This is a genomic window from Fulvimarina uroteuthidis, assembly GCF_034321785.1.
Taxonomy (GTDB): domain Bacteria; phylum Pseudomonadota; class Alphaproteobacteria; order Rhizobiales; family Rhizobiaceae; genus Fulvimarina; species Fulvimarina uroteuthidis.
In genome coordinates, this window is sequence record NZ_JAXLPB010000005.1 from 214472 (window position 1) to 241090 (window position 26619).

A 26619-nucleotide genomic window follows, 5' to 3' on the forward strand; every position below is an offset into this window, starting at 1 on the left:
GGCTCGGGTCCTTTTTTGCGATTGGCGATCGTCTTATCCTATCGGCGCCGGTCTCGAAATCGCCCCCGGAGCCCCCGCGACGAAAAAAGGCCGCCCCGGGGGACGGCCTTCCGATAATGCGTGCGGCGGATCGAGATCGATCAGCGCGAATAGAACTCGACGACGAGGTTCGGTTCCATCTGGACCGGATACGGCACGTCGTGCAGGCCCGGAACCGTCTGGAACGTCACGACCATCTTGTTATGATCGACGACGAGGTACTCAGGCACGTCACGCTCGGCGAGGCCGATCGATTCGAGGACGATCGCCAGCTGCTTGGACTTTTCGCGGACCTCGATCACGTCGCCCGGCTTGCACCGGTAGGACTGGATGTTGGTGCGAACGCCGTTGACGTTGACGTGGCCGTGATTGACGAACTGACGCGCGGCAAACACGGTCGGCACGAACTTGGCGCGATAGACGATCGCGTCGAGGCGGCTTTCCAAGAGGCCGATCAGGTTCTCGGAGGTATCGCCCTTGCGGCGGGCCGCTTCGGCGTAGATGCCGCGGAACTGCTTCTCGCGGATGTCGCCGTAATAACCCTTGAGCTTCTGCTTGGCGCGCAGCTGCACGCCGAAGTCGCTCATCTTGCCCTTGCGGCGCTGGCCGTGCTGGCCGGGGCCGTACTGACGGCGGTTCACCGGAGACTTGGGACGCCCCCAGATGTTTTCGCCCATGCGGCGATCGATCTTGTACTTCGCAGATGTGCGCTTTGTCATCGCATTTCCTTTGACAAATAAAGAAGCCCGGTTGCTCGCGCCGCCGGGCGTTCAAGGAAACGCGCCCTCCTCTGCTCTCCTCCGTGGGAAAAGCCGACAGGGCCTGCGAACAGCAAATTCGCTTCAGGCCCACGGGACACGTTGATTTACCGCGCCGGCCTTGAAACCGGAACGATGGGCGTTGCTAACCGAGAGTGACCGCCGGGTCAAGCCGAGCGCGCCCCGGAGCGGGGTGGATCAGATCATGGCGAGGGGTTTTTCGCGGTCCGGCGGGGGAAACGCCGCATCGAGGGCACGCAGATCCGCGGACGTCAACGCAATATCGGCCGCGCCCGCGTTCTCGCGCACATGCTCGGGCGAGGACGCCTTGACCAGCGTGCACAGGCTGGGCTGGCGCAAGGCGAAGGCCAGCGCGATCTGGGCGGGCGTCGCACCGTGGCGCGCGGCGATCTCGCCCAAGACCGGATTCGTGCGCAGCGTTCCGCTTTCGCCGAGAGGCGTATAGGCCATGACGCCGATCCCCCGGCTACGCATCCAGTCGAGAAATCTGAACTCAATGCCGCGCTCTTCGAGACTGTAGTAAAGCTGATTGATCACGGGAGCGAGACCGTCGTCGAGGTCGAAGCCGGTCTCGATATCGTTCCGATCGAGATTGGAAACGCCCCAATTCCGGATCTTTCCGTCCTCCTTCAGCCGTTCGAACGCACGAACGGTCTCGGACACAGGCTCCGAACCGCTCCAGTGGAGAAGATAGAGATCGAGCCGATCGGTGCCGAGCCGTTCGAGGGACCGCTCGCAGGCCGCGATCGTGCCGCGATAGGACGCGTTGGACGGCAGCACCTTCGAGACGAGACAGACGTCGTCCCGCACTGGTGCGATGGCTTCGCCCACCAAACTCTCCGATCGGCCGGAACCGTACATCTCGGCGGTGTCGATGGTGGTCATGCCAAGGTCGACGCCGAGGCGCAAAGCGGCGATCTCGCTCTCGCGGCGACGCTCGTCCTCGCCCATTCGCCACGTCCCCTGCCCCAGTACGGACATTGTCAGCCCATCGGCAAATTCGACTGTTCTCATGATGTTTTCGTCCCAGACGTTTCGTTGCGTTTCATGCCCGACGACCAGCGGCGGTCCATCCGGCAAAGTCTCGTCGAATGTTCTTCATCCCGAACCCTCAACGCCCGATGGGGAGAGGCGGGGCCCCACTGCGGAAAAGGCGGCTTTCGCCGCCTTTTCAAGCATGACGTTCGAACGTTGGTTCAGGCGGCGATCTGCTCGCCGTCCGCCGCGGACTTCGATCCGACGACATGGAAGATCAGCCGATCGGATCCTGCCGAAACCTTGACGACGTCCTCGTCCTTCAGCTTACCGAGAAGGATTTCCTCGGCAAGCTGGTCCTGCACCTCCCTCTGGATGACCCGCTTCAGGGGACGCGCACCGTAAGCCGGATCATATCCCTTCTGCGCCAGCCATTCCCGACCGTCCGGGCTCAGCTCGATCCGAATCTTGCGATCCGCCAGAAGCGCCTCCAGGCGCTGCATCTGGATATCGACGATCGCGCCCATTTCCGAACGGTGCAGCCGATGGAACAGGATCGTCTCGTCGACCCGGTTCAGGAACTCCGGCCGGAACGTCGACTGGACGACCGCCATCACCCGGTCGCGGGCGACCTCGGCATCTTCGTCGTCCTGAAGCGCCGTCAGGAATTCCGCGCCAAGATTCGACGTCATGATGATCATCGTGTTGCGGAAGTCGACGGTGCGCCCCTGGCCGTCGGTCAGGCGTCCATCGTCGAGCACCTGGAGCAGGACGTTAAAAACGTCCGGATGCGCCTTCTCGATCTCGTCGAAGAGGATCACCTGATAGGGCCGCCTGCGAACCGCTTCCGTCAGGGCGCCGCCTTCCTCATAGCCGACATAGCCCGGAGGGGCTCCGATCAGCCGTGCCACGGAATGCTTCTCCATGAACTCCGACATGTCGAGGCGAACCATCGCGGCCTCGTCGTCGAACAGGAACCGCGCCAATGCCTTGGTCAGCTCCGTCTTGCCGACACCCGTCGGCCCGAGGAAGATGAACGAGCCGATCGGCCGGTTCGGATCCTGCAGACCCGCCCGCGAGCGCCGCACCGCACGGCTCACCGCCTGCACCGCCTCGCCCTGCCCGACGACGCGCTTGGCCAGCGCGTCTTCCATGCGCAGCAGCTTGTCGCGTTCGCCCTCGAGCATGCGATCGACAGGAATGCCGGTCCAGCGGGAGACGACCTGAGCCACGTGATTGGCGGTCACGGTTTCCTCGACCATGGAGGACGCGCCCGACTGGTCCCCGGCTTCGGCGTCCCGCAGTTCGGCCTCGAGCTTGGGAATTTCGCCATAGGCGAGCTCCCCGGCCCGCTGGAACTCGCCGCCGCGCTGCGCGATGGCGAGCGCGTTGCGCGCTTCGTCGAGCTGGCGCTTCAGGTCGGCGGCCCTGCCGAGCTTGGACTTTTCGGCCTGCCAGGTCTGCGTGATGCGATCGGACTCTTCCTCGAGGTTCGCAAGTTCGCTGTCGAGGCGCTCAAGCCGGGACTTCGAGGCGTCGTCGGTTTCCTTGCGCAGCGCCTCGCGCTCGATCTTCAACTGCATCAGGCGGCGATCGATCTCGTCGAGCGCCTCGGGTTTGGAATCCACCTGCATGCGCAGCCGGGCCGCGCCCTCGTCGATCAGGTCGATCGCCTTGTCCGGCAGGAATCGATCGGTGATGTAGCGGTTGGAAAGCTGTGCCGCAGCGACCAGGGCCGAATCCGAGATCCGGACCTGATGGTGCTGTTCGTACTTTTCCTTCAGGCCGCGAAGAATGGAGATCGTGTCCTCCACCGTCGGCTCGCTGACGAAGACCGGCTGGAAGCGGCGGGCGAGCGCGGCGTCCTTCTCGACATGCTTCCGGTATTCGTCGAGCGTCGTGGCGCCCACGCAGTGGAGCTCGCCGCGGGCGAGCGCGGGCTTCAGGAGGTTCGAGGCGTCCATCGCACCATCGCCCTTGCCTGCCCCGACCAGCGTGTGCATCTCGTCGATGAACAGGATGACGCCGCCTGCAGCCGTGGAGATCTCGGACAGGACGGCCTTCAGCCGTTCCTCGAACTCGCCGCGATATTTCGCGCCGGCGATGAGCGCGCCCATGTCGAGCGCCATCAGCTGCTTGTCGCGCAGGGATTCCGGCACGTCGCCATTGATGATGCGCAGTGCCAGACCCTCGGCGATCGCCGTCTTGCCGACGCCGGGTTCGCCGATCAGCACCGGATTGTTCTTGGTGCGGCGCGACAGAACCTGGATCGTGCGACGGATCTCGTCATCCCGCCCGATCACCGGATCGAGCTTGCCCTCGCGGGCCACCGCCGTCAGGTCGCGGGCATATTTCTTCAGGGCGTCGTAGCCGCTTTCGGCGGTCGCGCTGTCGGCCGTCCGACCCTTGCGCAGTGCGTTGATCGCATCGTTGAGACCGCTTGCGGTGACACCGGCGCGTTTCAGGATGTCCGACGTATTCGCGGCCTTCTCGATGGTCATCGCCAGAAGAAGCCGTTCGACGGAAACGAAGCTGTCGCCCGCCTTCTTGGCGATCTCCTCGGCCGTGGCGAAGACCTTGGCCAGCGGTTGCGCCAGATACATCTGTCCGGCACCGGTCACCTTTGGCAGGGCGTCGAGCGCTGCATCGACGGCGAGCCGCACATCCTGCGGCCGCCCACCGGCCTTTTCGATGAGGCCAGCCGCCATCCCTTCCTCGTCGTCGACAAGGATTTTCAGGAGATGTTCCGGCGTGAATTGCTGGTGATCGCGCGAGACGGCCATGGTCTGGGCCGCCTGGATGAAGCCGCGGACGCGTTCGGTGTATTTCTCGATATTCATCGATCGTCTCCCTTATCGACCCGGCCCTGCGAGAGGCACTGCTCGATCATGTTTCGGAAGCGCGGCCCCCTGATCGTCTCGGCAAGCCGCCCTCGAAACATATGGATATTCCGCCTTGGCGATTAAAGCAGATCCTGGCCGCCCGGACACAAAAAAGCGGGCTCCCCAAGGAGCCCGCCTACACCTTTCAGCGCCGAGTTTCGCCGGTCAGCCCCGGCGGAACGCCCGTCTTGCCTGCAGCGGATCGGCCGCGAGCGCCGCAAACACCAGAACGGCGACGACCGCGTAGACCAGATTGAAGCCGAGCAACATGCTCCACGGCGCATCGGCGCCTCCGAACACGAACTTGGTCAGGACCGCGGCGACCACGTCGCACCAGACAATGCCGACCAAGATTGCCCAGCCCATCGACATGCTGAGGAAGAAGGCCGGCAGCACGACGGCAATCGCGATCGATACGCCGTGCTTGCCGGGATCCGTCACGAAGGCGGCGAAATCTCCGCCGGCGATGAGGGCGACTGCCGCCCCGGTTGCGATGCAGCCCAGAATGCCCCCGAGGACGATTCCAAGAATGATACGTAGCGTCAAGTCAATCTCCTCCCGCAGCCGCGATCGGCTCCTCGGCACGGAGGACCGAAAAACGCGCGACGCACTCTCCTATCGCGTGACACCTACGAAGCGGATCGAGGATGTCAATAATTCCCACGCGCAATGTCGCGGCCGCCGGCTCCCCCTCCCGCGGCGATGAACCGGTCGTCATCCGCTGGCCGCCAAGGTCCAGGTCGAATGACAGGCGGACGTTCCTCCGCCAGCCAGATCCGAACATGCGAAGGCCCGGAAATCGTACATGATTTCCGGGCCTTCAAGGTCACCGCTCTTCAGCCGTTGGATGCAAGGAGAAAGTCCGGCAACTTGTCCGGATCTTCGCCGGTCCGATCACCGTCCGCAGCACTCTCCTCGGCCTTGGCCTTGCGCGGGCGGCCGGGGCGCCGCTTCGGCGCCGGCGCGTCCGCATCGGCAACGCCGTCGGCCTGATCGGCAGGCTTCGCATCGGCGGACGGCTCGGACGCGTCGGCCTCGACCGCAGCCTTGCGCGGACGTCCGCGCTTGCGCGGCTTTGCATCCTCGACCGAATCCCGCTGGGCCGAGCCCGTCTCGGAATGGCCCTGAATGTCGGCAGATGCGGCCGTGTCCCGGACCGCCTCGTCGCCATTGTCGTCGCGGGCGCGGTTCGGCTCGTTCGCCACGTCGCGGTTGCCATGACGCGGAGCCTCGTCGCGGGCCGTCGCCTGATCGGCGATCACCGGCTGGGGGCCGGTGCCAGCCACAGGCTCGGCTTCGGCGACGGTCTCGCGGTCACGGCGCGGCCGGTCGTCGCGATTGTTCCGCTCGCGATTGCCGTCGCGGTTGCGTCCCTCGCGATTGCGACGCTCGTTGCGATCGCCAGCCTCCCGGTCACGACGCTCATTGCTGCGGTCGCCGCGGTCCGGCCGATCGTTGCGCTCGCCGCGATCGTTGCGGTCATTACGCTCGCCCCGGTCGTTGCGCTCGCCCCGATCGTTGCGATCCATGCGATCGGTCCGTACCGGCCGGTCGCTGCGCTCGTTACGATCGTTGCGATCGGGCCGGTTGTTGCGGTCGCCCCCGCCATTGTTGTTCTGGCGATCCTGCCGATCGCCATTGCCATTGTTGTAGGAGTGGCCGTTGCCGCCATTGTCCGACTGCTGGTCGTTGCCGGCGTTGGTGGTTCCGAATTCGCGGCGGTCGAAACGATCATTGCCCGAATTGGCGTCGTCGTCATCGTCGTCATTGGTCTGGTCGCGATCGTCGCTCTGGTTCTGCCCCTGGGGCTGGGCCGAAGCGATAATGCGATAATAATGTTCGGCGTGCTGAAGGTAATTCTCCGCCATCACGCGATCGCCCGAAGCGGACGCATCGCGCGCCAGCTGGGCGTACTTGTCTGCAACGTGCTGGGCGTTCCCGCGGATCTTGACGTCAGGACCGTTCGACTCATAGCTCCTGGAAAGCGGGTTGGGACCCTTGCGTCCACGCCCGCGCATCCGGTTCTTCTGCTGTCCTGGCCTCATGTTCATCCTACTTTTTACCAATGATCGCGCTATGGTCGATCATCATCCTTTTTAACGTGGGAGGGGCGCATGTGGCCCGAGCGTGCGGCTGCGTCAGGCGCACCGCGATCCATCACTGTCTGATTCCGTCGATAAGCCGATCGCCAAAGGGGCAACTCGGCATCCGAGGCGCGCGATTTCCAGCGCTTCGAACGTCTCGCGCCTCGGGGACGGGGCCCGGCGTGACGCAAGAAATACTTGGCCGATTCAGTTCGCTGTTCCATGGATCGTAATGGGGAAACGCCTCCCCGACAAGCCCTCCCACCCCCGATTGCCAAGGGTTTTGCGCAACATTCGCGCGAAAACGTCCCAATTCGTGGATCCCGTGGGTTCCTTATCGAAAATGCATGGCGCGCACGATACCGCCGAGATCCGCGCGCGACTCCGTCAATTCATACCGTTGGCTTGCGAATATCGCCGCGACATCGGCGTCCTGCCCCTGCCCGATCTCGACAATAACCGATCCGTCCTTCTGAAGGACGTCGCGCGTTCGTGCGGCGATGGCGCGGTAGGCCGTCAATCCGTCGCCGCCGCCGTCGAGCGCCTCGATCGGGTCGAACAGGCGAACCTCGGGCGAAAGACCTTCAATATCGGCCGACGGAATATAGGGCGGGTTCGACACGACGAGATCGAAAGGCCCCCTGGCATCGGCGCAATAGGCCCCGAGCATCGCTTCGAAGCGCGTGGCGACCCCGAGCGCCAGCGCGTTGCGTTCGGCGGTTCGCAAGGCGTCGGCAGAGATATCCGTGCCGATACAGGTCGCGTTCGGGCAGGCGGCCAGCAGCGAAAGAGCGATAGCACCCGAACCGGTCCCGATATCGAGAATGCGCAAGCGACGATCTGTGCCGAACGCCGCGAGGGTCTCGAGCGCCAAGTCGACGAGGGTTTCCGTATCCTGCCTCGGCTCGAGCGTGCCTTGCGACAAAGCGAATTCGTGCCCGTAGAAGCCGCGGCGCCCGATGATCCGGTGCGCGGGCTCCCCGGTCTCGCGGCGTTCCACGAAGGTCGAGAAGCGCAGCCGCGCCGGCTCCTCGAGGGAACGTTCGCGCCGTGCGAGAAGCGAGGACATTTCGAGACCGAGAGCCTCGGCCATGAACAGGCGGGCATCGAGATCGGGGGTCGCGACGTTCGCGGCGCGCAGCCGGGCGGTTCCCTGCCGGAGCGCAGCGCCGATCGTGACGCTCGACGCCGCGGCGCCCCCGCGATCAGTCATCGACGCCAACGGCCGCCAGTTGCCGCGCCTGGTGATCCGACACCAATGCATCGACGAGTTCATCCATCTCGCCTTCGATGACCTTGTCGAGCTTGTACAGCGTCAGGTTGATGCGGTGATCGGTGACCCGTCCTTGCGGAAAGTTGTAGGTTCGTATGCGCTCGGAGCGATCGCCCGAACCCACCTGACCCTTGCGGGTGGCCGAGCGCTCGTCGTCGGCTCTCTGACGTTCCATGTCGTAGAGACGCGCCTTCAGCACCTGCATCGCCTGCGCCCGGTTCTGGTGCTGGGACTTTTCCGAGGAGGTGACGACGATGCCGGTCGGCAGGTGGGTGATCCGCACGGCGGAATCCGTCGTGTTGACGTGCTGGCCCCCGGCGCCCGACGCGCGCATCGTGTCGATCCGGATATCCTCAGGCCGAACCTCGACGTCGATATCCTCCGCTTCCGGAAGCACGGCGACCGTGGCTGCCGAGGTATGGATGCGCCCGCCCGATTCCGTTTCGGGCACGCGCTGCACCCGGTGGACGCCGGACTCGAACTTCATCCTGGAAAATACGCCGTTTCCCTTGATCGAGGCGATCACCTCGCGGAAGCCGCCCATCTCGCCTTCGCTCGCCGAAAGGATTTCCACCTTCCAGCGGTTCACCTCGGCATAACGCTGATACATCCGGTAAAGATCGCCGGCAAAGAGCCCGGCTTCCGAGCCGCCCGTGCCGGCGCGGATTTCCAGGATCGCACCCTTTGCGTCCGCTGCATCCTTGGGCAGGAGCAGAAGCTGGATCCGGCCGCGCAGGGCATCCCGCTGCGCCTTCAGATCGTCCACCTCGGCTTCGGCCAGATCGCGCATGTCCCGACCGGCCTCCGGATCGGAGAGGATCGCCTGTGCGTCGATCAGCTGTCGTTCGAGATCGCGAAATTCGCGAATGGCATGCACCACGTCTTCGAGCGAGGCATATTCGCTGGCGAGCTTGGAATAGATCTCGTGCTCGGGGCCCTTCGCCATATCCATTTCGAGGCGCTCGAATCGATTGAGGATATCATTCAGTGCGGCGGTCGGCAGATTGGCCATGAGGCAGGAAAGCTTTCGAATGATGCGGATCGACCGGCACGTCCGTTTCGTTCGCGCCTTATCATCGGGTCTTCGAGACGGGAACGTCGTCGACGTAACGGCGTAATTAAGCCTCCAGGCCAATCTGCGAAAGGCCTCGACGCGCGAAAAACGCCGCCGTCGCTATAGGGGAACGCCCTGCGCCTTGGCAAACCGGGCCAGCACCGGGCTGAGGTCCGACGCCGGATCCTGTTCGGAAAGACAGGCCTCGACAAGCTCGCGCACCGCTTCGACATCCAGCGAAAGGATCATTTCCTTCACCGGGCCGAGCGATGGCGGTGCCATCGACATCGAGCGAAACCCGATCGCGAGTAGCGCCATTGCGGCGATCGGCCGCCCCGCCATCTCACCGCACACCGTCACTGGAACGTCGTGACGCTTGCCCGCGTCGGCGATCGACTTCAGCGCCTTCAGGAAGCTCGACGACAGGTCGGAAAACCGGTTCGCGACGCGCGGATTGCCCCGGTCGACCGCGTAGAAGAACTGGAAGAGATCGTTCGAGCCGACCGAGACGAAATCCAGATGGGGCATGATATCGTCGAGCTGGAACAGCAGGCTCGGCACTTCGAGCATGGCGCCGAACAGCAATCGCCGCGGCGGCTCGTAGCCGAAACGGCTCAGATGGGCGAGTTCGAGATCCACGATCTCGCGAACCGCATGCAGCTCGTAGGCGTCGGCGATCATCGGAACCATGAACCGCAGATCGCGCCCCGCCGCGGCCTTCATCAGGGCGCGAAGCTGGGTGCGGATGAGCGCCGGCCGGTCGAGGGAGAGGCGGACCGCACGATAGCCGAGCGCGGGGTTCTCCTCCGCCACCTTCGTCAGATAAGGCAGCACCTTGTCGCCCCCGACATCCAGCGTGCGGAAGGTCACGGGCTTGCCGTGCGCGGCCTCGAAGACCGCCTCGTAGAGCTTCTGCTGGTCGTTGGCGCGTGGCATGGTCGAGGCGATCATGAACTGGAGCTCGGTGCGGAACAGGCCGATCCCCTGTGCCCCCGCCTCGTCCAGATGCGGCAGGTCGACAAGCAGCCCCGCATTGATCTGGAGATCGACGCCGACGCCGTCGCGGGTCACCGCTGGCTTGTCGCGCAGGCCGGCATAGCGCTCCTTGCGCTTGGAGCGGAATGCGATCTTCTCGGCGTAGTTGCCCGCGACTTCGCTCATGGGGCGAAGATGAACGCAGCCCTCCTCGCCGTCGACGATCGCGATGTCGCCATTCTCCGCCATCGAGACGATGCCGGCGGCCTGTCCGACCACCGGAATGCCGAGCGCCCGCGCGACGATGACGACGTGGCTCGTCGCGGCGCCTTCCTCCAGCACCAGGGCGCGCAGGCGGTTGCGCCTGTAGTCGAGAAGCTGGGCGGCGCCCATGTTGCGCGCGACGAGAACCGCGTCGTCGATATCGTCGATCGCCGAATTGGCATGGCCGATGAGCTGGCGCAGCAGACGGTTGGCGAGATCGTCGAAATCGTGCAGCCGCTCGCGAATATAGGCATCGGACAGATGCATCATCCGGGCCCGCATGTCGGACTGGACCTTTTCGACCGCGCCTTCCGCCGTCAGGCCGTTGCGCACGGCCTCTTCGAGACGCCGCACCCAGCCGCGATCGTAGGCGAACATGCGATAGGCTTCGAGAACCGCGCGGTGCTCGCCCTCGCCGGACACGTCGCGGCGCGAGATCATGTCCTCGATGGAGGTCCGCAGTTGCGCCAGCGCCTCGTTGAGCCGTTCGATCTCGTCGGCGACATGCTCGTTGAAGAGATTGGTGACGATCACCCGCGGCTCGTGCAGCACGACGTGGCCGAGCCCGATTCCGTCCGACAGCGGCAGGCCGGTGAAGGTCACCGGCCGCGACAGGTCGAGGGTCACGCCCGGACGCGACAGGCCCTCAAGGCCGCCGGCGGCGATCATCTCGGCGACGACCATCGCCACGGTTTCGAGCGCTTCGGACTCTTCCTCCCGGTATAGCCGTTCCACCTTGTTCTGAACGGTCAGAACGCCAAGCGTGCGCCCGGCCCGCAGGATCGGGACGCCGAGGAACGAGTTGTAGACCTCTTCCCCCGTCTCGGGAATGTAGGTGAAGGCGGGATGATGCTGGGCCTGCGGAAGATTGAGCGGACGCGCCGTCGCCGCGATCGTGCCCACGAGACCTTCGCCGAGACGCAGCTGTGCAAGATGCACCGATCCGGGGTTCAGGCCCTGGGTGGCGTAGAGTTCCAGCACGGAATCGGCGCGAAGAACGTAGAGCGAGCAGACTTCCGCAACCATGTTGCGCGCGATGAGCTCGACGATGCGATCGAGCCGTGTCTGACGATCGAGCGATTCGGCCATCAAGGACCGAACGCTGCGCATCAGAACGCGAGGACCTGATATGTCACTTCCGATCACGCGACCCGCCCGTCTTCCACTGACTTCCAATATTTTCCGTGAAACCGGTCGTTGCCTGACACTGTTCCCGGTCTCGTCGTCAACTGCCCGGATTTGGCACAGATTTCCCCGGATGCGTCCCGCAATCGATCATCGTTGCTTACGCTGAAACTGTCTTTAGCCACGCTTCCCAATGGCTTCAAGTCCGCATGCGACCGTGGCGAGAACTACTTACGGTGTAGGCAGGGGGTGCACGCCGCATCGCGGCAGCTTCGATGCCACTTCGATCCGGATCATCGGACGCATTCGCCCCGTGGCGGGGCTATCGGCTTAGACCCTGTCGAGGCCGTATTTGGAATGGAGCCGGCGTACCGCGAGTTCCGTGAAGTCGCTGTCGATCAGGATCGAGATCTTGATCTCCGACGTGGTGATCGCGCGGATATTGACGGGAATCTGCGCAAGCTCCTTGAACGCGGTCGCGGCGACGCCCGTATGGCTGCGCATGCCGATGCCGATGACGGAGACTTTCGTCAGTCCGGCTTCGCTCTGGATCGCATCGAAACCGGTTTCCGCCTTCGTCCGCTCCAGCACCTCGACCGCCTTGGCGAGATCGCCCGCCGGCACGGTGAAGGTCATGTCGGTCGATTCGCCCGATTCGGAGATGTTCTGGACGATCATGTCCACATTGACACCCGCATCGGCCAGCGGACCGAAGATCGCGGCGGCGACACCGGGGCGGTCGCGCACCCGGCGGAGCGAAATCTGGGCTTCGTCCTTCGAGAACGCGATTCCGGTGACGACTTCCTGTTCCACGATCTCTTCCTCTTCACAAATCAGCGTACCGGGAGGATTGTCGAAATCTCCCATGCCCGGCGCATCGGGATCGTCGAACGAGGACCGCACGAAGGTGCGGACCTTGTGGACCATTGCCAGTTCGACCGAACGGACCTGGAGGACCTTCGCACCGAGCGAGGCCATTTCGAGCATTTCCTCGAACGCGATCTTGTTCATGCGGCGCGCCTTCGGCGCAATGCGGGGATCCGTCGTATAGACCCCGTCGACATCGGTGTAGATGTCGCAGCGGTCGGCTTTGAGTGCGGCAGCGAGCGCCACGGCCGACGTGTCCGAGCCGCCGCGACCGAGGGTCGCGATCCGATTGTCCGGAGCAATGCCCTGGAAGCCGGCGACGACCGCCACCTGCCCTTCGCCGAACCGGCGCACGATCTCGCCGCCGTCGATCTCGCCGATCCGCGCCGCGCCATGGGCGTCGTCGGTCTTCAGCGGGATCTGCCAGCCGAGCCAGGACCGCGCATTGATGCCGATGGACTGGAGGACGATCGCCAGGAGTCCGGCCGTGACCTGTTCGCCGCTGGCCACGATCGCGTCGTACTCACGCGCATCGTGGATCGGACTTGCCTCCCGGCACCAGGCGACCAGCTCGTTGGTCTTGCCCGCCATGGCGGAGACGACGACAGCCACCTCGTGACCGGCATCGACTTCGCGTTTGACATGCCGAGCCACGTTCCGGATGCGATCGATGTCGGCGACGGACGTGCCGCCGAATTTCATTACGAGACGGGCCATGGGAATATCGAGCGAAGCTGCGGAGGCACGCAATCGGTGTCCGCAGCGAAGTCCTTCGGGTTATGAATTGATGACGGCACGGCCAAGCAGCCGTTCGGAGCGCGTGTTCCCTAGACGACGCGACGTGGTTTGACAACGGGGCGAAGGCACCCTGCCCTTTGCTGGACGCCGGGACAAAGACGTCAGGCCGCAGGCGAAGCCCGTTTCCGCCGCCTTGACTTCGCACCCATTAGACGAAAATCGCTAGAAGTGAATTTGAACAACCAAAGAGGCGGATCCATGAGCCAGGCGCAAGGCACCACGATCGACCAGAACGAGATCGACAGGTTTTCCCGGCTCGCGGCCGAGTGGTGGAATCCGAGGGGCAAGTTCAAGCCGCTTCACAAGTTCAATCCGGTTCGCCTCGAGATCATTCGCGAGCAGGCTGCCCTGAACTTCGACCGTGTGCTGGGCACGACGAAGCCGTTCGAGGGCCTGTCGCTCCTCGACATCGGATGCGGCGGCGGCCTGATGGCCGAACCGATGCGCCGGCTCGGCTTCGACGTGATGGCGGCGGACGCTTCGGAGACGAACATCGAGGTCGCGAAGCTGCACGCCGCGGAGGCCGGTCTCGACATCGACTATCGGGCGACCACCGCCGAAGCGATCGCTGCCCAGGGGCACAAGTTCGACGTGGTGCTCGCGCTCGAGATCGTCGAACATGTCTCTGACGTCCCGTTCTTCCTCACGACCTGCGCCGAGATGGTAAAGCCCGGCGGCCTCCTCTTCGTCGCCACGATCAACCGCACGGCCAAGGCTTTGGCATTCGCGATCATCGGCGCCGAATATGTGCTCGGCTGGCTGCCCAAGGGGACGCACCAGTACGCAAAGCTCGTCAGGCCGGAGGAGATCGAGGGACCGGTCGGCGCGGCGGGACTGACCGTGATCGAGGAGCTGGGCGTCGTCTATCATCCCCTCGAGGATGCCTGGAAACGCTCGACCGACACCGCTGTGAACTTCATGAGCATCGCCCGGCGCCCGGAGGTCTGACGGGGCCGAGAAAGCGAACGGAAACACGGACTTGATCCTCGGATCAGGTTCGGTTGGTAGAACGGGCCTGACATCACGGCGACGTGAGGCGGATATTCGGATAGATCAGTCGATCAGGACGGATCGATCAACCTTTGGGTAACCATGACCGATTAAACTTTGGCCATCGCGCATGAAGCGCCGTTCGGCCCGGCTGTAGCGTCCACCTGTGCGTGGTCTCAGGCCGAAGCAAAGAGGACGACCATGAGTGCGCACCATTCTGAAAATTCCATTCGTGAACAGGCCTGTCCGATTGCGCTCGACCTGCTCGCCAGGCTTTTGAGGGCCGACGAATTCGTTCGCGAGGATCTCATTCTCGAAATTCCCGGCGAACAGCGGGCCCAGCTCGGCTTCTTCTGCTACAGCCGCGTGCACCTCAGAACCCTCGCCTTCGAAGTCGTTCTGCTTTGCGACTTGAAGGATTTGCGCACGCTCGCGGGCGCCAAGGGCGATCTCCTCAGGCAGCAGGCTCTGGACTTCAAGTCCGAGGCAGGGGCACGGTCCGGCCGCGCCAAGGGCATCACGCTGGCCCGCCGCGCCATCGGCTGAGCCGTCACACCGGCACACGAGGAGAGACCGGCTCCCAAACCGGCCCGCATGCTCGACTTGAGTTAAGTCGCCCCCGAACGCCGATCCGCGTTTCGGACCGTGGCGCGACGAGGTGGCGTCCGTTTCCATCGCCTATCAGTTCTGGTCTTCGGGCAAGGCGGGCAACGGCACCGCAAGGATGCCTTCCTCCGTCAGGGCTTCGACCTCCGCCCGGCTGGCCTCGCCATAGACCCCGCGCCGTTTGGTTTCGCCATAATGGATCCTGCGCGCCTCTTCGGCGAACCGGGGTCCGACATAGTCTGACATCTCGCGCAGGACCCGGGCACGGCGCTGCAGTTCGCTCCAAAGCGCCTTGACGGCCGCGGCCGCCTTCTCAGGCGCGACATCCGATGCGGCGGAGCCCGAAGCAGCCGTCGCGACGCGATCGGTTCCATGATCCGGCGTGGTCACGGGCATTGCCTCGTTCGGCCCCGTCTCGACCTCATCTGCCCGTTTTCCGATTGCAAGCGCCGGGCGCATCAGCGCTTTCTCGACATTGGCCGACCCGCAAACGGTGCAAGCGATCAAACCGCGTCCGAGCTGGGTTTCGAAATCCGCGCCGGAACGAAACCATCCGTCGAACCGATGGCCCTGGCCGCATTTCAGGAGGAAGTGGATCACGCGACCGGCGCGCCGGCCGGGGCGAACGATCCAGTCCGCGTCACGTCGATCGCCCTGCCGCCCGCATCGAACGCCCGCGCATTGGCGAGATTGGGAACTTTCGATCGCGTTTCGGCGACCTGCGCCAGATCGATCTCTGCGACCGCGATACCGGGCTCGTCCCCGTGCACCTCGGCGAGGATGCGGCCCCAGGGATCGACGATCAGGGAATGGCCGTAGGTTTCGCGGCCATCCTCGTGCCGACCGCCCTGCGCCGCCGCGACCATGAAGGCGCCGTTCTCGATCGCCCGGGCCCGCAGCAGAACATGCCAGTGGGCTTCGCCGGTCTGGCGCGTGAAGGCGGCAGGCGCGGTCAGGACGCCGGCGCCCAGAAGCGCCTGCTCGCGGAACAGGTGCGGGAACCGCATGTCGTAGCAGACCGCGAGGCCGAGCCCGGCGCGAACGTTCTTCGGTTCGACCGCTGCGACGACCGCCTTGTCGCCCGGCCGGTAGGTGCGTGATTCGCGCCAGCTTTCGCCATTGTCCAGATCGACGTCGAACATGTGGATCTTGTCGTAGGTCGCGATCGTCTCGCCGTTTGGACCGAAGACCAGGGCGCGGTTGGCGACCCGGTCCGCATCGAGCGCGACGGCGATCGATCCCACGTGAATGGTGACCCCGTGCGCCTTCGCAAGACGCGCCGCGGTCTTGGCGACGGGGTCTTCGGTCTCGCTCTTCAGGCGGGCCTTGAGGCCGGCACGGTCGCGCTGGACCATGTTCGTCATTTCGGGCGACTGGATGTAGTCCGCATCCGCCGCGACGGCCTGCTCGACGAGATCCGCGAACCGATCCGCGTTCCTATCCGGATCGATACCCGATCGCATCTGCAGGACCGCTGCGCGAAACACACTCATGACGTCAGTCTCCAGACAGTGAAGCGGTCAACCCTGCAGCATCGGATCGAGCTTGCCTGCGCGATCCAGCGCGAACAGATCGTCGCATCCGCCGACATGCGTGTCACCGATGAAGATCTGCGGAAAGGTCGAGCCGCCGTTCGAGCGATCGCGCATTTCCTGCCGCAGGGCCGGCGAGCCGGTCGCATCCTTCTCCTCGTAGGACACGCCCTTCTGATCGAGAAGGCTCTTCGCACGGGCGCAGAAGCCGCAGAGCTGGCGGGTGTAGATCGTGATGTCGGGCATGCGATGTTCTACCTTGCAGGAAGAGGTTGAGGTTGGAACCGATATGGCTTCATCCTTCGAAGGCCGCAACCCGGGCGAAGGTCAGCACGTCGACCGATGCCGCGCCGGCGCGCTTCAGCGCCTTCGTCGCGCTCGATGCGGTCGCGCCCGTGGTAAAGACGTCGTCGACGAGAAGAACCCGGCGCCCGGCGATCGCCGCGCCGCCGGCAGGCGATAGCCGGAACGCGCCGCGAACGTTCGACTGCCGCTGGCTTCGCCGTAGGCCCACCTGACTTCGGGTCGCCTTCACACGGACGAGCGCGGATGCGGCGAACGGTAGTCCGCGGGCCGCGGCGATGCGCCGCCCGAGTTCGGCCGCCTGATTGAACTGGCGACGCCACAGCCGCATCCGGTGCAGGGGCACCGGAACGATCACGTCCGCCTCGTCCAGAAGATCCCGCCCGGCCCGCGCCATCCAGGCCGCCATCAGCGGCACGAGATCCAGCCGATCGCTGTACTTCAGCGCGGAAACCAGTCTGCGGGCCCTGTCGTCGTAGAGGACCACCGCCCGCAATCGCTCGAACGGCGGCGGATCGGCGATCGCATCCGCACTGACCGTGCCGTCTCCCGGATCAAAGGAAAACGGCGTGCACAGCACGTCGCAGAACGGGCGTTCGATGAAGCGCAACTCCGTCCAGCAGGACGGGCAGAGCCCTCCCGGTTGCGAAACACCGACGCCGCATCCGGTGCAGATCGGCGGAAACAGGAGATCGCTCGCGATCCGTCCAAGCGATCGGAACGGTGTTGCGAATGTCTCAATCATCGACGACCTCCGTTCGAGCCCTTGCCGGACATTCAGGTGCCTTCGACCGCTGCGGTCTCCCGCCGCGACGGATCGACATTGCGGGCCCGAAGACCATATCGTCTCCGATCGGGAATGCCTATGTCCGGGTTTCAGAAGCGAAGGCGTCTTTCATGTCGGCAGTCCAGGCCCCCACGAACCAGACCATCATCGATCGCGACATGATGGTGAGGCGGCGGGTTCGCCAACGCGGTCGCCAGCCGGACGACGCCGTCCGGTTCCTGCACGATGTGTCCGCCGGCGAACTCGCCGACCGGCTTGACGTGACGGTGCGCGAGTTCGCGCATACGCTGCTGGTCGACGACGCCTACGGTGCGATGCGCGACAGGATCCGTCCGCTCGCAAACGTCAGGGGCGTCGTCGCGAGCGCTCCGCATCCGCAGCTGTTGCCGGCGGAGACGTCGGTCGTCGTTGCCGACGACGAGGCCCTGCCTTTTGCCGAAGGCTCCCTGGACCTCGTCCTGTCCAATCTGAGCCTTCATCTGACGAACGACACGCCCGGGGCCCTGATCCAGATAAGGCGGGCCTTGCGGCCCGACGGACTTTTTTCCGCAGCGCTTCTGGGCGGCGATACGTTGAGCGAACTGCGCCAGTCGCTCCTGGCGGCGGAGGCCGAGATCACGGGCGGTGTCTCGCCGCGGGTGGTGCCGTTCCCCGACATCCGCGATCTGGGTGCGCTGCTGCAACGGGCCGGTTTCGCCCTGCCGGTGACCGATACCGACCGGCTGACCGTGCGCTACGATACGATGTTCGACCTGATGCGCGACCTTAGACGGATGGGCCTGTCCAACAGTCTGGCACAGCGCTCGCGGAGGCCCGCCACGCGGGGTCTGTTCGTCCGCGCCGCGGAAATCTACGCCGATCGCTTTTCGGATGGGGACGGCCGCATCCGGGCGACGTTCGATTTCATCTATCTGTCGGGATGGACACCGCACGAAAGCCAGCAGAAACCGGCGCGCCGCGGCAGTGCGGAGATCAGCCTGAAGGATGTCCTCGGCCGAAAGTCCTGACCGAACCGAGCGCCAGGCGCGTTCGTCGACGCTTTATTCGCCGTTGAGGGCGGCAACCACCCGGGCAAGCGTTGCGGAGAACTGCGTGTCGAGATCGAGGGCGTTCATCGAGCTGACGGTTGCGACCGACATGATCGCCGCGATGAGGACGTATTCGATCGAGGTCGCGCCGGACGAGCATCTGCGATAGTCCGCCACGCAGCCTTTCGACGCGGCCCCGGCCGAGGGCGATCGGCGCGGCAAGCGGACAGTGCCCACGATCGAGCGCATCAGCAGGCCCCTTGTTGACGGCCATCCGGCCAGAAGATGCAAGGGGCGGCGTCCGGCTGCAGGATGCTTCGCTGAACGCGGTAGGTCGTCGACTGCCCGCCGCTCGTGATCGAGCCGGTGGACATCATGTCGAGATTGGAGCCGCTCATCGCCGAAAGCGTATCACCCTCGCCCCTGATCGCCGGAACGACCACGAGGGCGACCGCGACGACCGCGACACCGAACAGGATGGAGCCGCGGACAAGGAGCGAGCGAAGCTGCGCGATGGGTGAGGTCAGGTCGAACTCGTCGAGATCGCGACTCTTGATTTCGAATTCCGTCATCGCTTGTCCACCTATTCTCCGACGCACCGAGATTGACAGGCCGTAGTGAATGCACCCTTAACGCCCTTCATCAATATGGGCCGGGTGTTTTCAAACCGTAAACGACCGCGTTCGAGAGGCCAAGACCCGGCCTATCCGAGGAGTTCGACGAGCGGGGCGATGAGCGGTTCGTCGGCTGGCGGCATCGCGAAGGCGCGGAGATCCCTCGCGCGCACCCATCTGATCGCCTGACCTTCCAGACCGCGTGCCATTCCCTCGAACCGCCGGCACACGTAGAGCGGCATCAGGAGATGAAACGTCTCGTAGCGATGACTGGCGAATGTGAGCGGTGCGAGACAGGACTCTCTCGTCTCGACGCCGAGCTCCTCGCGCAGTTCCCTAATCAGGCTTTGCTCGGGCGACTCGCCCGGCTCGACCTTGCCGCCCGGGAACTCCCAGAGGCCTGCAAGGCTCTTTCCCTCGGGTCGTTGGGCAAGAAGGATACGCCCGTCCGCATCGATCAGGGCGCAGGCGGCGACGAGAAGAATGGGCCGGCTCGCCCTGGCCTCGCTCAAGGCTTGGCCCCAGGCGGCGTCCGGTAGACGTAGCGATAGGCTTCCCTGAAACCGAGCGAGCGATAAAGCGACAGGCCCGGAACGTTGTTCGCCTCCACCTGGACCCAGGCCGACTTCGCGCCCCGGTGACGAACATGGCCGAGGGCCGAGCGGACGAGATCGCGGCCGAGCCCCTCTCCGCGCCGCTCGGCCGCCACCGCCACGTCGAGAAGCCCGCTGATGTCGCGTTCGTGGATCGCCATCGCGACGCCGAGCGGCTCGCCTTCAGGCGACTGGCTGACGAACATGGTTTTCACCGGCGCAATATCCTCGATCACGCGCTTCAGACCGTTTGCCAGCCGCCCGGACCGGCCGTGGACGGTGAGACTGGCCGCGACGTAGCGTTCGACATCCTTGAATGGCAACCGATCGATCGTGCCCCCGAGATCGATATCCGACAGGTCGGCCGTCAGGACGCAGGTCTCGTCGAAGCACGTCCAGTGCTCGCGATCGAAATGGTCCACCAGCGCCTTGGACGCCAGGGGCGACATGCGGAAGGTCAGCGGGCGTCCGACTTCCAGAAACCGCTTCGCCGCCATTCCTATCCGCTCGCCAAGGCGCTGATTGTCGGCGGGGTCGAGCGGGTTGACCGAGTTCAGGCGCTTGGCCGGGTAGGCCGGGGTCAGGCGGATCGCCCAAGTGCCGTCGAACTCGGTCAATGTCGCCGGAAATGCGCGAAAGCCCAGCGCTTCGAGGCGCCGGACCTTGGCGAGCTGCATCGTCGTTTCAGCTTCTGTAGTCGCCATTGATGCCCACATAGTCCTTTGTGAGATCACAGGTATAAACGGTCCAGCAACCCTCGCCGAGCCCGATGTCGACGCCGATCTCGATCGTGTCGCGTTTCATGACGGCCGCTGCCGCCGCTTCCTCGTAGTCGGGATCGCGCGCGCCGTCGACGGCGACGCGCACGTCGCCGAACGAGATCTGCAGGCGATCCCGGTCGGCCTCCTCCCCGGCCTTGCCGACGGCCATGACGACGCGGCCCCAATTGGCGTCCTCGCCGGCCGCGGCGGTTTTCACGAGCGGCGAATTCGCGATCGACATGGCGATCCGCTTGGCCGAACGATCGCTCACCGCGCCCTTCACCGTCACGACGATTTCCTTGCGCGCGCCTTCGCCGTCGCGGGCGATCTGTCGCGCCAGATCGAGGCAGAGGCCGCCGAGGGCGGCCTTGAATTCGTCGAGGCGGCTGTCGTCGAAATCGGTGATGGCCGGGCAATCGCGGGCCATGGCGGTGCCCGTCGCGAACATCAGGAGCGTGTCGGACGTCGACGTATCGCCGTCGACGGTGGTCGAGTTGAAGCTCGGCGCGGTGGCGTCGGTGAGCATCCTCTGCAGCACCGGCGCCGAGATCGGCGCGTCCGTGGCGATGAAGGAGAGCATCGTCGCCATGTCCGGCGCGATCATGCCGGCACCCTTGGCGATGCCGTTGATCGTGACCTCCACGCCGCCGATCGACGGGCTGGCCGACAGGATCTTCGGATAGGTGTCCGTGGTCATGATCGCGTCGGCGGCGTCGCGCCAGCGATCGGGCGTGGCCTCGGTGGCAAGACCGGCAAGGCGCCCGACGAACTTGTTCGGGTCGAGCGGTTCACCGATCACCCCGGTGGAGGCCAGAAACACCTCGTTGGGCTCGCATCCGACGGCCTTCGCGGCCGCTTCCGCCGTCAGGCGCGTCGATTCTTCGCCCTTCTTGCCGGTGAAGGCGTTCGAGTTGCCCGAATTGACGACGAGAGCCCTTGCCCGTCCGACGAGGAGGTTGCGCCGGCAGACATCGACCGGCGCCGACGAGCAGCGCGAGGTCGTGAAGACGCCCGCGACCGCGGCCGGCTTGTCGAACACCATCATCAGGAGATCGGTGCGATCGGCATGCTTGATCCCGGCCGCGGCGGTGGCGATACGCACGCCATCAATGCCCGGCACGTCCGCGATCGCTTCGGGTGCGAGCGGTGAGATGTTGGGTGCCGTCTTCGGATCGGACTTATGCGCCATTCGGATATCCCTATCGAGCGTCAGGTAACGGAGCGGGTCGCTCTAACGAAAAAAGACCGCCCTCGACAGACGGTCTCTTCGCATATTGGCGGCCGGAAGAAAATTCCAGCGATCCCTCAGTTGGCGTCCGGCGTGCTTTCGCTCGGCGCGGCAGCTGCGGCGGCCGCATCGCTCTGCGCCTTCAATTCGTCCATCTGGCCCTTCACCGCCGGGTCGACATAGGTCACGCCGAGCTCCTCGCGCGCCTTGCCGACGAGGCCGACATATTTTTCCTGTAGCACGACGCGCTGGATCTGCTCCTGCACCTGTTCGAAGCTGGGCCCTTCGGCCTTGCGCTTCTCGTCGACCTTGATGACGTGCCAGCCGAACTGGGTCTGGACGGGTTCGGTCGTGAACGAACCGGGTTCGAGCGCGAATGCCGCCTTCTCGAACTCGGGGACCATCTGGCCGGCGGAGAAGAAGCCGAGATCGCCGCCGTTCGGACCCGTCGGACCGGTGGATTTTTCCTTGGCGAGTTCCGCGAAATCCGTCCCGTCCTGCAGTTCCTGGATCACCGCCTTGGCGTCGGCCTCGCTCTTCAGGAGGATATGGCGCGCATGCACCTCTTCCTGAGGTTCGACGGCCGCGATTTCCTTCTCGTAGCGCGCCCGCAGCTCCTCCTCGGTGACCGTCTCGACGCCCTCCTTGGCGAAATAGGCATTGTGCAGGGTGCGATCACGCAGGAAGTCGATGGTGGCGGTGGTCTCGGGATTGTCCTGCATCGAGGCCTTCTCGGCCTCCTGGGCGAGCGCCTTGATGTCGATCAGCGCCGCGAGAACCGCGATCTTGCGCTGCTCCTCGGGGACGCGCTGGAAATCGCTGCCGATCTCCGCCTGCGCCGCCGCCAGATCGGCTTCCGTGATCTCCTCGGATCCGACCGTCGCGACGACCGGGGATTGCGCGAAGGCCGCAGCGCCGGACAGGAGACCGGCGGCGAGCGTGGCGGCGATAAGACCGAGATGTTTGCTGTGGGCCATGATGGGGCTTCATCCTCGTAGACGTGAACATGCGATGAGACAGACCGGCCGGAATGGCCCTCGGGGCATCGACAAACCACCGGAAACATGGCCTTACAATGCCTGCGCCGAGCGGAAATGGCAGCATGTGCGCCGTTGACATCGGTTTGGGGCACTCTTATCTCTCGCCCGTCCCGAAAGTCCAGCCGCCTTCGGATTAACTTTTGCCAAGGCTCCCCGTGGCCAATCGCGGGTCATTACGAGAGCGCGGCGGCCGGGCTCGGTCCGGTGTAGATGACCGGTCAAATCGCAACAGGTCGAGAAGGACTGGTTCATGCTGGGTTTCGGCGGGATCGCCCGTAAACTGCTTGGTTCCTCGAACGACAGGCTCGTCAGGAAACATCGTCATCAGATCGATGCGGTGAACGCCCTCGAGGGCGAATTGTCGGCGCTCAGCGATGCCGAACTGCGCGCCAAGACCGACGAGTTCAAGGCGAAGATCGCGGCCGGCACGTCGGTGGACGATCTGCTCGTGCCCGCCTTCGCGGTCGTCCGGGAGGCGTCGAAGCGCACGCTCGGCCTGCGGCATTTCGATGTGCAGATCATCGGCGGCATCGTCCTTCACAACGGCAACATCGCCGAGATGAAGACCGGCGAAGGCAAGACCCTCGTCGCGACGCTGGCCGTCTATCTCAACAGCCTTTCGGAAAAGGGCGTCCACGTCGTTACCGTCAACGACTATCTCGCCAGCCGCGACGCGGCTGAGATGAGCCGCCTCTACAGGTTCCTGGGGCTTTCGACCGGCGTCATCGTGCACGGCATGAGCGATGCCCAGCGGCGCGAGGCCTATGCCTGCGACGTGACCTACGGCACGAACAACGAGCTCGGTTTCGACTATCTGCGCGACAACATGAAGTACGAGCGGGCCCAGATGGTGCAGCGCGGACACCATTACGCCATCGTCGACGAGGTGGACTCGATCCTGATCGACGAGGCGCGCACGCCGCTCATCATCTCCGGGCCGCTCGACGACCGCTCGGACCTCTACATGACGCTCGACGGCTTCATCCCGCAGCTATCGCGGGAGGATTTCGATCTCGATGAGAAGCAGCGCACCGTCACGTTCACGGAGGACGGCACCGAGAAGCTGGAGCGCCTTCTGGAGGCGGCCGGTCATCTTCAGGGGGCCTCGCTCTACGATATCGAGAACGTCGCCGTCGTGCACCACATCAACAACGCCCTGAAGGCTCACCATCTCTTCCAGCGCGACAAGGACTACATCGTTCGCGGCAACGATGTCGTGATCATCGACGAATTCACTGGCCGCATGATGCCGGGTCGCCGCTTCTCCGAAGGTCTTCACCAGGCGCTGGAAGCCAAGGAGAAGGTGACGATCCAGCCGGAAAACCAGACGCTGGCCTCCATCACCTTCCAGAACTATTTCCGCATGTACGAAAAGCTGTCGGGCATGACGGGCACGGCCCAGACGGAAGCGGCCGAGTTCGGCGATATCTATGGGCTCGACGTGATCGAGGTGCCGACCAACCTCCCCATCGCCCGGATCGACGAGGACGACGAGGTTTATCGGAGCTTCGAGGAGAAGTTCAAGGCGATCAGCAACGAGATCATCGACGCCCATTCGCGCGGGCAGCCGATCCTCGTCGGCACGACGTCGATCGAGAAATCCGAGCTTCTGGCCGAACGGCTGAAGCGGGACGGCCTGAAGAACTTCAAGGTCCTGAACGCGCGTCACCACGAGGAAGAGGCCGGCATCGTCGCACAGGCCGGCGTGCCGGGTGCCGTCACGATCGCCACCAACATGGCCGGTCGCGGCACCGATATCCAGCTCGGCGGCAATCCCCAGCTTCGGATCGACAACGAGCTTGGCGACATGCCCGAAGGGCCCGAACGCACGAAGGCGGAAGCTGCGATCCGCGCCGAGACCGCGCTCCTCAAGCAGAAGGCGATCGAGAATGGCGGCCTCTACGTGCTTGCCACCGAGCGCCACGAATCGCGGCGCATCGACAATCAGTTGCGCGGCCGTTCGGGCCGCCAGGGCGATCCCGGCCGGTCGAAGTTCTATCTTTCGCTCCAGGACGATCTGATGCGCATCTTCGGTTCCGACCGCATGGACGGAATGCTGCAGAAGCTCGGACTGAAGGAGGACGAGGCGATCGTCCATCCGTGGATCAACAAGGCCCTCGAACGGGCCCAGAAGAAGGTCGAGGCGCGCAACTTCGACATCCGCAAGAATCTTCTGAAGTACGATGACGTCATGAACGATCAGCGCCGCGTCGTGTTCGACCAGCGCGTCGAGCTGATGGAGGCCAGCCCGCAGGAGGTCGACGAGACGACCACCGACATGCGCCACGAGACGATCGAGAATCTGGTCAAGCGCCATATTCCCGAAAAGAGCTATCCGGAGCAGTGGACGACCGCGGAGCTTCGCAACGATACGCGCGAGATCCTGAACCTCGACCTGCCCGTCGTGGAATGGGCGAACGAGGAAGGCGTGGCCGAGGACGACATTCGCGAGCGGATGATCGAGGCGGCCGACAAGCTGGTCGCCGACAAGACCGAACGCTTCGGCCCGGACATGATGGCCTATGTGCAGCGCTCGCTCGTTCTCCAGACGATCGATGGCCTCTGGCGCGAGCATCTGGTCAATCTCGACCATCTGCGGTCGGTCGTCGGCTTCCGCGGCTATGCCCAGCGCGATCCGCTGAACGAGTACAAATCGGAAGCGTTCGAGCTGTTCCAGAGCATGCTCGCCAACATGCGCGAACGCGTGACCACGCAGATCATGCAGGTGGAGGTCATGCAGCAGGCCAGCGAGCAGACCGCGCCCTCGCTGCCCGAGGAAATGGAAGCCCACCACTTCGACGCGACGTCCGGCGAGGACACGATGGGTGACGGTTCGGACCGGCTGACCGCGAACTTCACGCCCGCCGCCGCCGACGGCCTCAGGGTCAATCCCGACAAGTCGGACGAATGGGGCCAGGTCGGACGCAACGAACCATGTCCTTGCGGTTCCGGCAAGAAGTTCAAGCATTGTCACGGCGCCTACGCCTGACGCCGAACGCACCCTTCATCGTCGCATGCGCATCGAATGCGGGTGCGACGATGGAATGACCAGCCGGGCCGCGCAGATATCGCGGTCCCGGGCGGCGCGGCAAACGTTACGACAGGCGTTCAGCCGGCGTTCGTCGCTTTCGGAACGGGACGGACGCGGCCGAAGAACGCGGGCGCGTCCGCAGGCCTGACCGTCCGTTCCCCGCCGATATGAGTAGAAGCGCCGGTCTGCGAAAGCCGCACTCCCGCCTTAAGACAGCGGCCTCAGCCGTTCAGCATTCTCAACGCCGCCGCGTGGAGTTCGGGCGTCGCCGCGGCGACGAGGTGACCGCCCTCCTCCATGCGCCCGCCGCTCCAGTCGGTGACGACCCCGCCCGCCCGCTCGATGATCGGGATCAGCGCGACGATGTCGTAGGGCTTCAGATCGCGCTCGACGACGAGATCCGCATGTCCCGACGCCAGCATGCAGAAGGCGTAGCAATCGGTGCCGAAGCGGGTGAGTCTCGTTGCCGCTTCGAGACCCTCGAAGCGCTCGCGCACCTCGCCGTGGAAGTGACGCGGCGATGTCGTGAACATGACGGCGTCCTCGATCCGCGTGGTCTTGCGAACCGAGATCGGCCTTGCCTCCCCGTGCCGCACATGTTCCGCGCCCCAGGGTCCGGCGATGAACCGCTCGCCGGTAAAGGGTTGCGACATGACGCCCGTGGTCGCGCGCCCGTCCTCGGTCAGTCCCACCAGCGTGCCCCAGAGCGGAACGCCGGAAATGAAGAGCCGCGTTCCGTCGATCGGATCGATCACCCATTTGCGGGCGCTTTCGCCCTCTTCGCCATACTCCTCGCCGAGAATCGCATCCTGCGGATATCGCGCACGGATCGTATCGCGAATCGCGCGCTCGGCGGCCCGGTCGGCCTCGGTCACCGGGTCGAAGTCGCCCTCGAGCTTGTTGTCCACGCCGATGGGCTGGCGAAACAGCGGCATGGTCACGGCATCCGCCGCGTCGGCGAGGAAGAGAAGGAAGTCGCGGTCGCTCATGT

At 64.7% G+C, this 26619-nt stretch carries 24 protein-coding genes; 4 read left to right on the forward strand and 20 right to left on the reverse strand.

The window, feature by feature from the left end; all coding sequences use genetic code 11:
* Positions 1-140: 140 nt before the first annotated feature.
* The 9 genes from rpsD to U0C82_RS15375 form a co-directional block, all read right to left on the reverse strand.
* A complete protein-coding gene (gene rpsD / locus U0C82_RS15335) occupies positions 141-758 on the reverse strand; it encodes a 30S ribosomal protein S4 (protein ID WP_322188196.1) in 618 nt (205 codons plus the stop codon).
* A 237-nt stretch (positions 759-995) separates the two neighbouring features.
* Positions 996-1832, reverse strand: coding sequence for an aldo/keto reductase (locus U0C82_RS15340; RefSeq protein ID WP_322188197.1), 837 nt, complete (start codon positions 1830-1832; stop codon positions 996-998).
* 182 nt (positions 1833-2014) lie between these two features.
* A complete protein-coding gene (gene clpB / locus U0C82_RS15345) occupies positions 2015-4633 on the reverse strand; it encodes an ATP-dependent chaperone ClpB (RefSeq protein WP_322188199.1) in 2619 nt (872 codons plus the stop codon).
* A 207-nt stretch (positions 4634-4840) separates the two neighbouring features.
* The gene (locus tag U0C82_RS15350; RefSeq protein ID WP_322188201.1) at positions 4841-5221 is read right to left on the reverse strand and encodes a hypothetical protein; all 381 of its coding nucleotides are present in this window, start codon (positions 5219-5221) and stop codon (positions 4841-4843) included.
* Between the two features lie 290 nt (positions 5222-5511).
* The gene (locus U0C82_RS15355; RefSeq protein WP_322188203.1) at positions 5512-6720 is read right to left on the reverse strand and encodes a DUF4167 domain-containing protein; all 1209 of its coding nucleotides are present in this window, start codon (positions 6718-6720) and stop codon (positions 5512-5514) included.
* 373 nt (positions 6721-7093) lie between these two features.
* On the reverse strand, positions 7094-7972 hold the full coding sequence (gene prmC, locus U0C82_RS15360) for a peptide chain release factor N(5)-glutamine methyltransferase (RefSeq protein ID WP_322188205.1): 879 nt from the start codon (positions 7970-7972) through the stop codon (positions 7094-7096).
* Complete coding sequence (prfA, locus tag U0C82_RS15365; protein WP_322188206.1) at positions 7965-9044, reverse strand: peptide chain release factor 1; 1080 nt, start codon at positions 9042-9044, stop codon at positions 7965-7967. The genes prmC and prfA overlap by 8 nt, the downstream gene beginning before the upstream one ends.
* 162 nt (positions 9045-9206) lie before the next feature.
* On the reverse strand, positions 9207-11468 hold the full coding sequence (gene ptsP, locus U0C82_RS15370; protein WP_416186700.1) for a phosphoenolpyruvate--protein phosphotransferase: 2262 nt from the start codon (positions 11466-11468) through the stop codon (positions 9207-9209).
* Between the two features lie 312 nt (positions 11469-11780).
* Entirely contained in the window at positions 11781-13034 is a 1254-nt protein-coding gene (locus tag U0C82_RS15375) for an aspartate kinase (protein WP_322188210.1), read from the reverse strand.
* A gap of 279 nt (positions 13035-13313) precedes the next feature.
* Here U0C82_RS15375 and ubiG point away from each other — a divergent pair, with 279 nt between their 5' ends.
* On the forward strand, positions 13314-14063 hold the full coding sequence (ubiG, locus tag U0C82_RS15380; protein WP_322188212.1) for a bifunctional 2-polyprenyl-6-hydroxyphenol methylase/3-demethylubiquinol 3-O-methyltransferase UbiG: 750 nt from the start codon (positions 13314-13316) through the stop codon (positions 14061-14063).
* Positions 14064-14306: 243 nt separating this feature from the next.
* Positions 14307-14651, forward strand: coding sequence for a hypothetical protein (locus U0C82_RS15385; RefSeq protein WP_322188214.1), 345 nt, complete (start codon positions 14307-14309; stop codon positions 14649-14651).
* A gap of 135 nt (positions 14652-14786) precedes the next feature.
* Here the strand turns inward: U0C82_RS15385 and U0C82_RS15390 are convergent, their stop codons facing one another.
* Genes U0C82_RS15390 through U0C82_RS15405 form a run of 4 tightly spaced genes read right to left on the reverse strand, consistent with a single transcriptional unit; the run spans position 14787 to position 17291 of the window.
* Complete coding sequence (locus U0C82_RS15390) at positions 14787-15311, reverse strand: DUF1178 family protein (protein WP_322188215.1); 525 nt, start codon at positions 15309-15311, stop codon at positions 14787-14789.
* Positions 15308-16204: a carbon-nitrogen hydrolase family protein gene (locus tag U0C82_RS15395; protein ID WP_322188217.1), complete on the reverse strand. Its 897-nt coding sequence runs from the start codon at positions 16202-16204 to the stop codon at positions 15308-15310. Before U0C82_RS15395 ends, U0C82_RS15390 begins: the two co-directional genes overlap by 4 nt.
* Positions 16205-16231: 27 nt before the next feature.
* On the reverse strand, positions 16232-16489 hold the full coding sequence (grxC, locus tag U0C82_RS15400) for a glutaredoxin 3 (protein ID WP_322188219.1): 258 nt from the start codon (positions 16487-16489) through the stop codon (positions 16232-16234).
* A gap of 49 nt (positions 16490-16538) precedes the next feature.
* The gene (locus tag U0C82_RS15405) at positions 16539-17291 is read right to left on the reverse strand and encodes a ComF family protein (RefSeq protein WP_322188221.1); all 753 of its coding nucleotides are present in this window, start codon (positions 17289-17291) and stop codon (positions 16539-16541) included.
* A gap of 152 nt (positions 17292-17443) precedes the next feature.
* Between U0C82_RS15405 and U0C82_RS15410 the strand changes: the two genes are divergently transcribed.
* On the forward strand, positions 17444-18340 hold the full coding sequence (locus U0C82_RS15410) for a methyltransferase domain-containing protein (RefSeq protein ID WP_322188223.1): 897 nt from the start codon (positions 17444-17446) through the stop codon (positions 18338-18340).
* Between the two features lie 33 nt (positions 18341-18373).
* Here U0C82_RS15410 and U0C82_RS15415 read toward each other — a convergent pair whose 3' ends face one another.
* The 6 genes from U0C82_RS15415 to U0C82_RS15440 all read right to left on the reverse strand — a co-directional run bounded on the left by U0C82_RS15415 (position 18374) and on the right by U0C82_RS15440 (position 22534).
* A complete protein-coding gene (locus U0C82_RS15415; protein ID WP_322188224.1) occupies positions 18374-18610 on the reverse strand; it encodes a Flp family type IVb pilin in 237 nt (78 codons plus the stop codon).
* The gene (locus tag U0C82_RS15420) at positions 18610-18933 is read right to left on the reverse strand and encodes a hypothetical protein (protein ID WP_322188226.1); all 324 of its coding nucleotides are present in this window, start codon (positions 18931-18933) and stop codon (positions 18610-18612) included. The genes U0C82_RS15415 and U0C82_RS15420 overlap by 1 nt, the downstream gene beginning before the upstream one ends.
* Before the next feature lie 131 nt (positions 18934-19064).
* Positions 19065-19487 (reverse strand): (deoxy)nucleoside triphosphate pyrophosphohydrolase, encoded by a 423-nt coding sequence (locus U0C82_RS15425; protein WP_322188227.1) that lies wholly within the window; start codon positions 19485-19487, stop codon positions 19065-19067.
* The gene (locus tag U0C82_RS15430; protein ID WP_322188229.1) at positions 19484-20272 is read right to left on the reverse strand and encodes a GNAT family N-acetyltransferase; all 789 of its coding nucleotides are present in this window, start codon (positions 20270-20272) and stop codon (positions 19484-19486) included. Before U0C82_RS15430 ends, U0C82_RS15425 begins: the two co-directional genes overlap by 4 nt.
* Positions 20253-21518, reverse strand: coding sequence for a bifunctional glutamate N-acetyltransferase/amino-acid acetyltransferase ArgJ (argJ, locus tag U0C82_RS15435; protein WP_322188231.1), 1266 nt, complete (start codon positions 21516-21518; stop codon positions 20253-20255). The genes U0C82_RS15430 and argJ overlap by 20 nt, the downstream gene beginning before the upstream one ends.
* 116 nt (positions 21519-21634) lie before the next feature.
* Complete coding sequence (locus tag U0C82_RS15440) at positions 21635-22534, reverse strand: peptidylprolyl isomerase (RefSeq protein ID WP_322188232.1); 900 nt, start codon at positions 22532-22534, stop codon at positions 21635-21637.
* 313 nt (positions 22535-22847) lie between these two features.
* Here U0C82_RS15440 and secA point away from each other — a divergent pair, with 313 nt between their 5' ends.
* Positions 22848-25586: a preprotein translocase subunit SecA gene (secA, locus tag U0C82_RS15445; RefSeq protein WP_322188233.1), complete on the forward strand. Its 2739-nt coding sequence runs from the start codon at positions 22848-22850 to the stop codon at positions 25584-25586.
* 263 nt (positions 25587-25849) lie between these two features.
* On the opposite strand, the gene hisN is transcribed toward secA, so the two are convergent.
* Positions 25850-26617, reverse strand: a complete 768-nt coding sequence (gene hisN, locus U0C82_RS15450) for a histidinol-phosphatase (RefSeq protein ID WP_322188235.1) — start codon at positions 26615-26617, stop codon at positions 25850-25852.
* Positions 26618-26619: the final 2 nt, after the last annotated feature.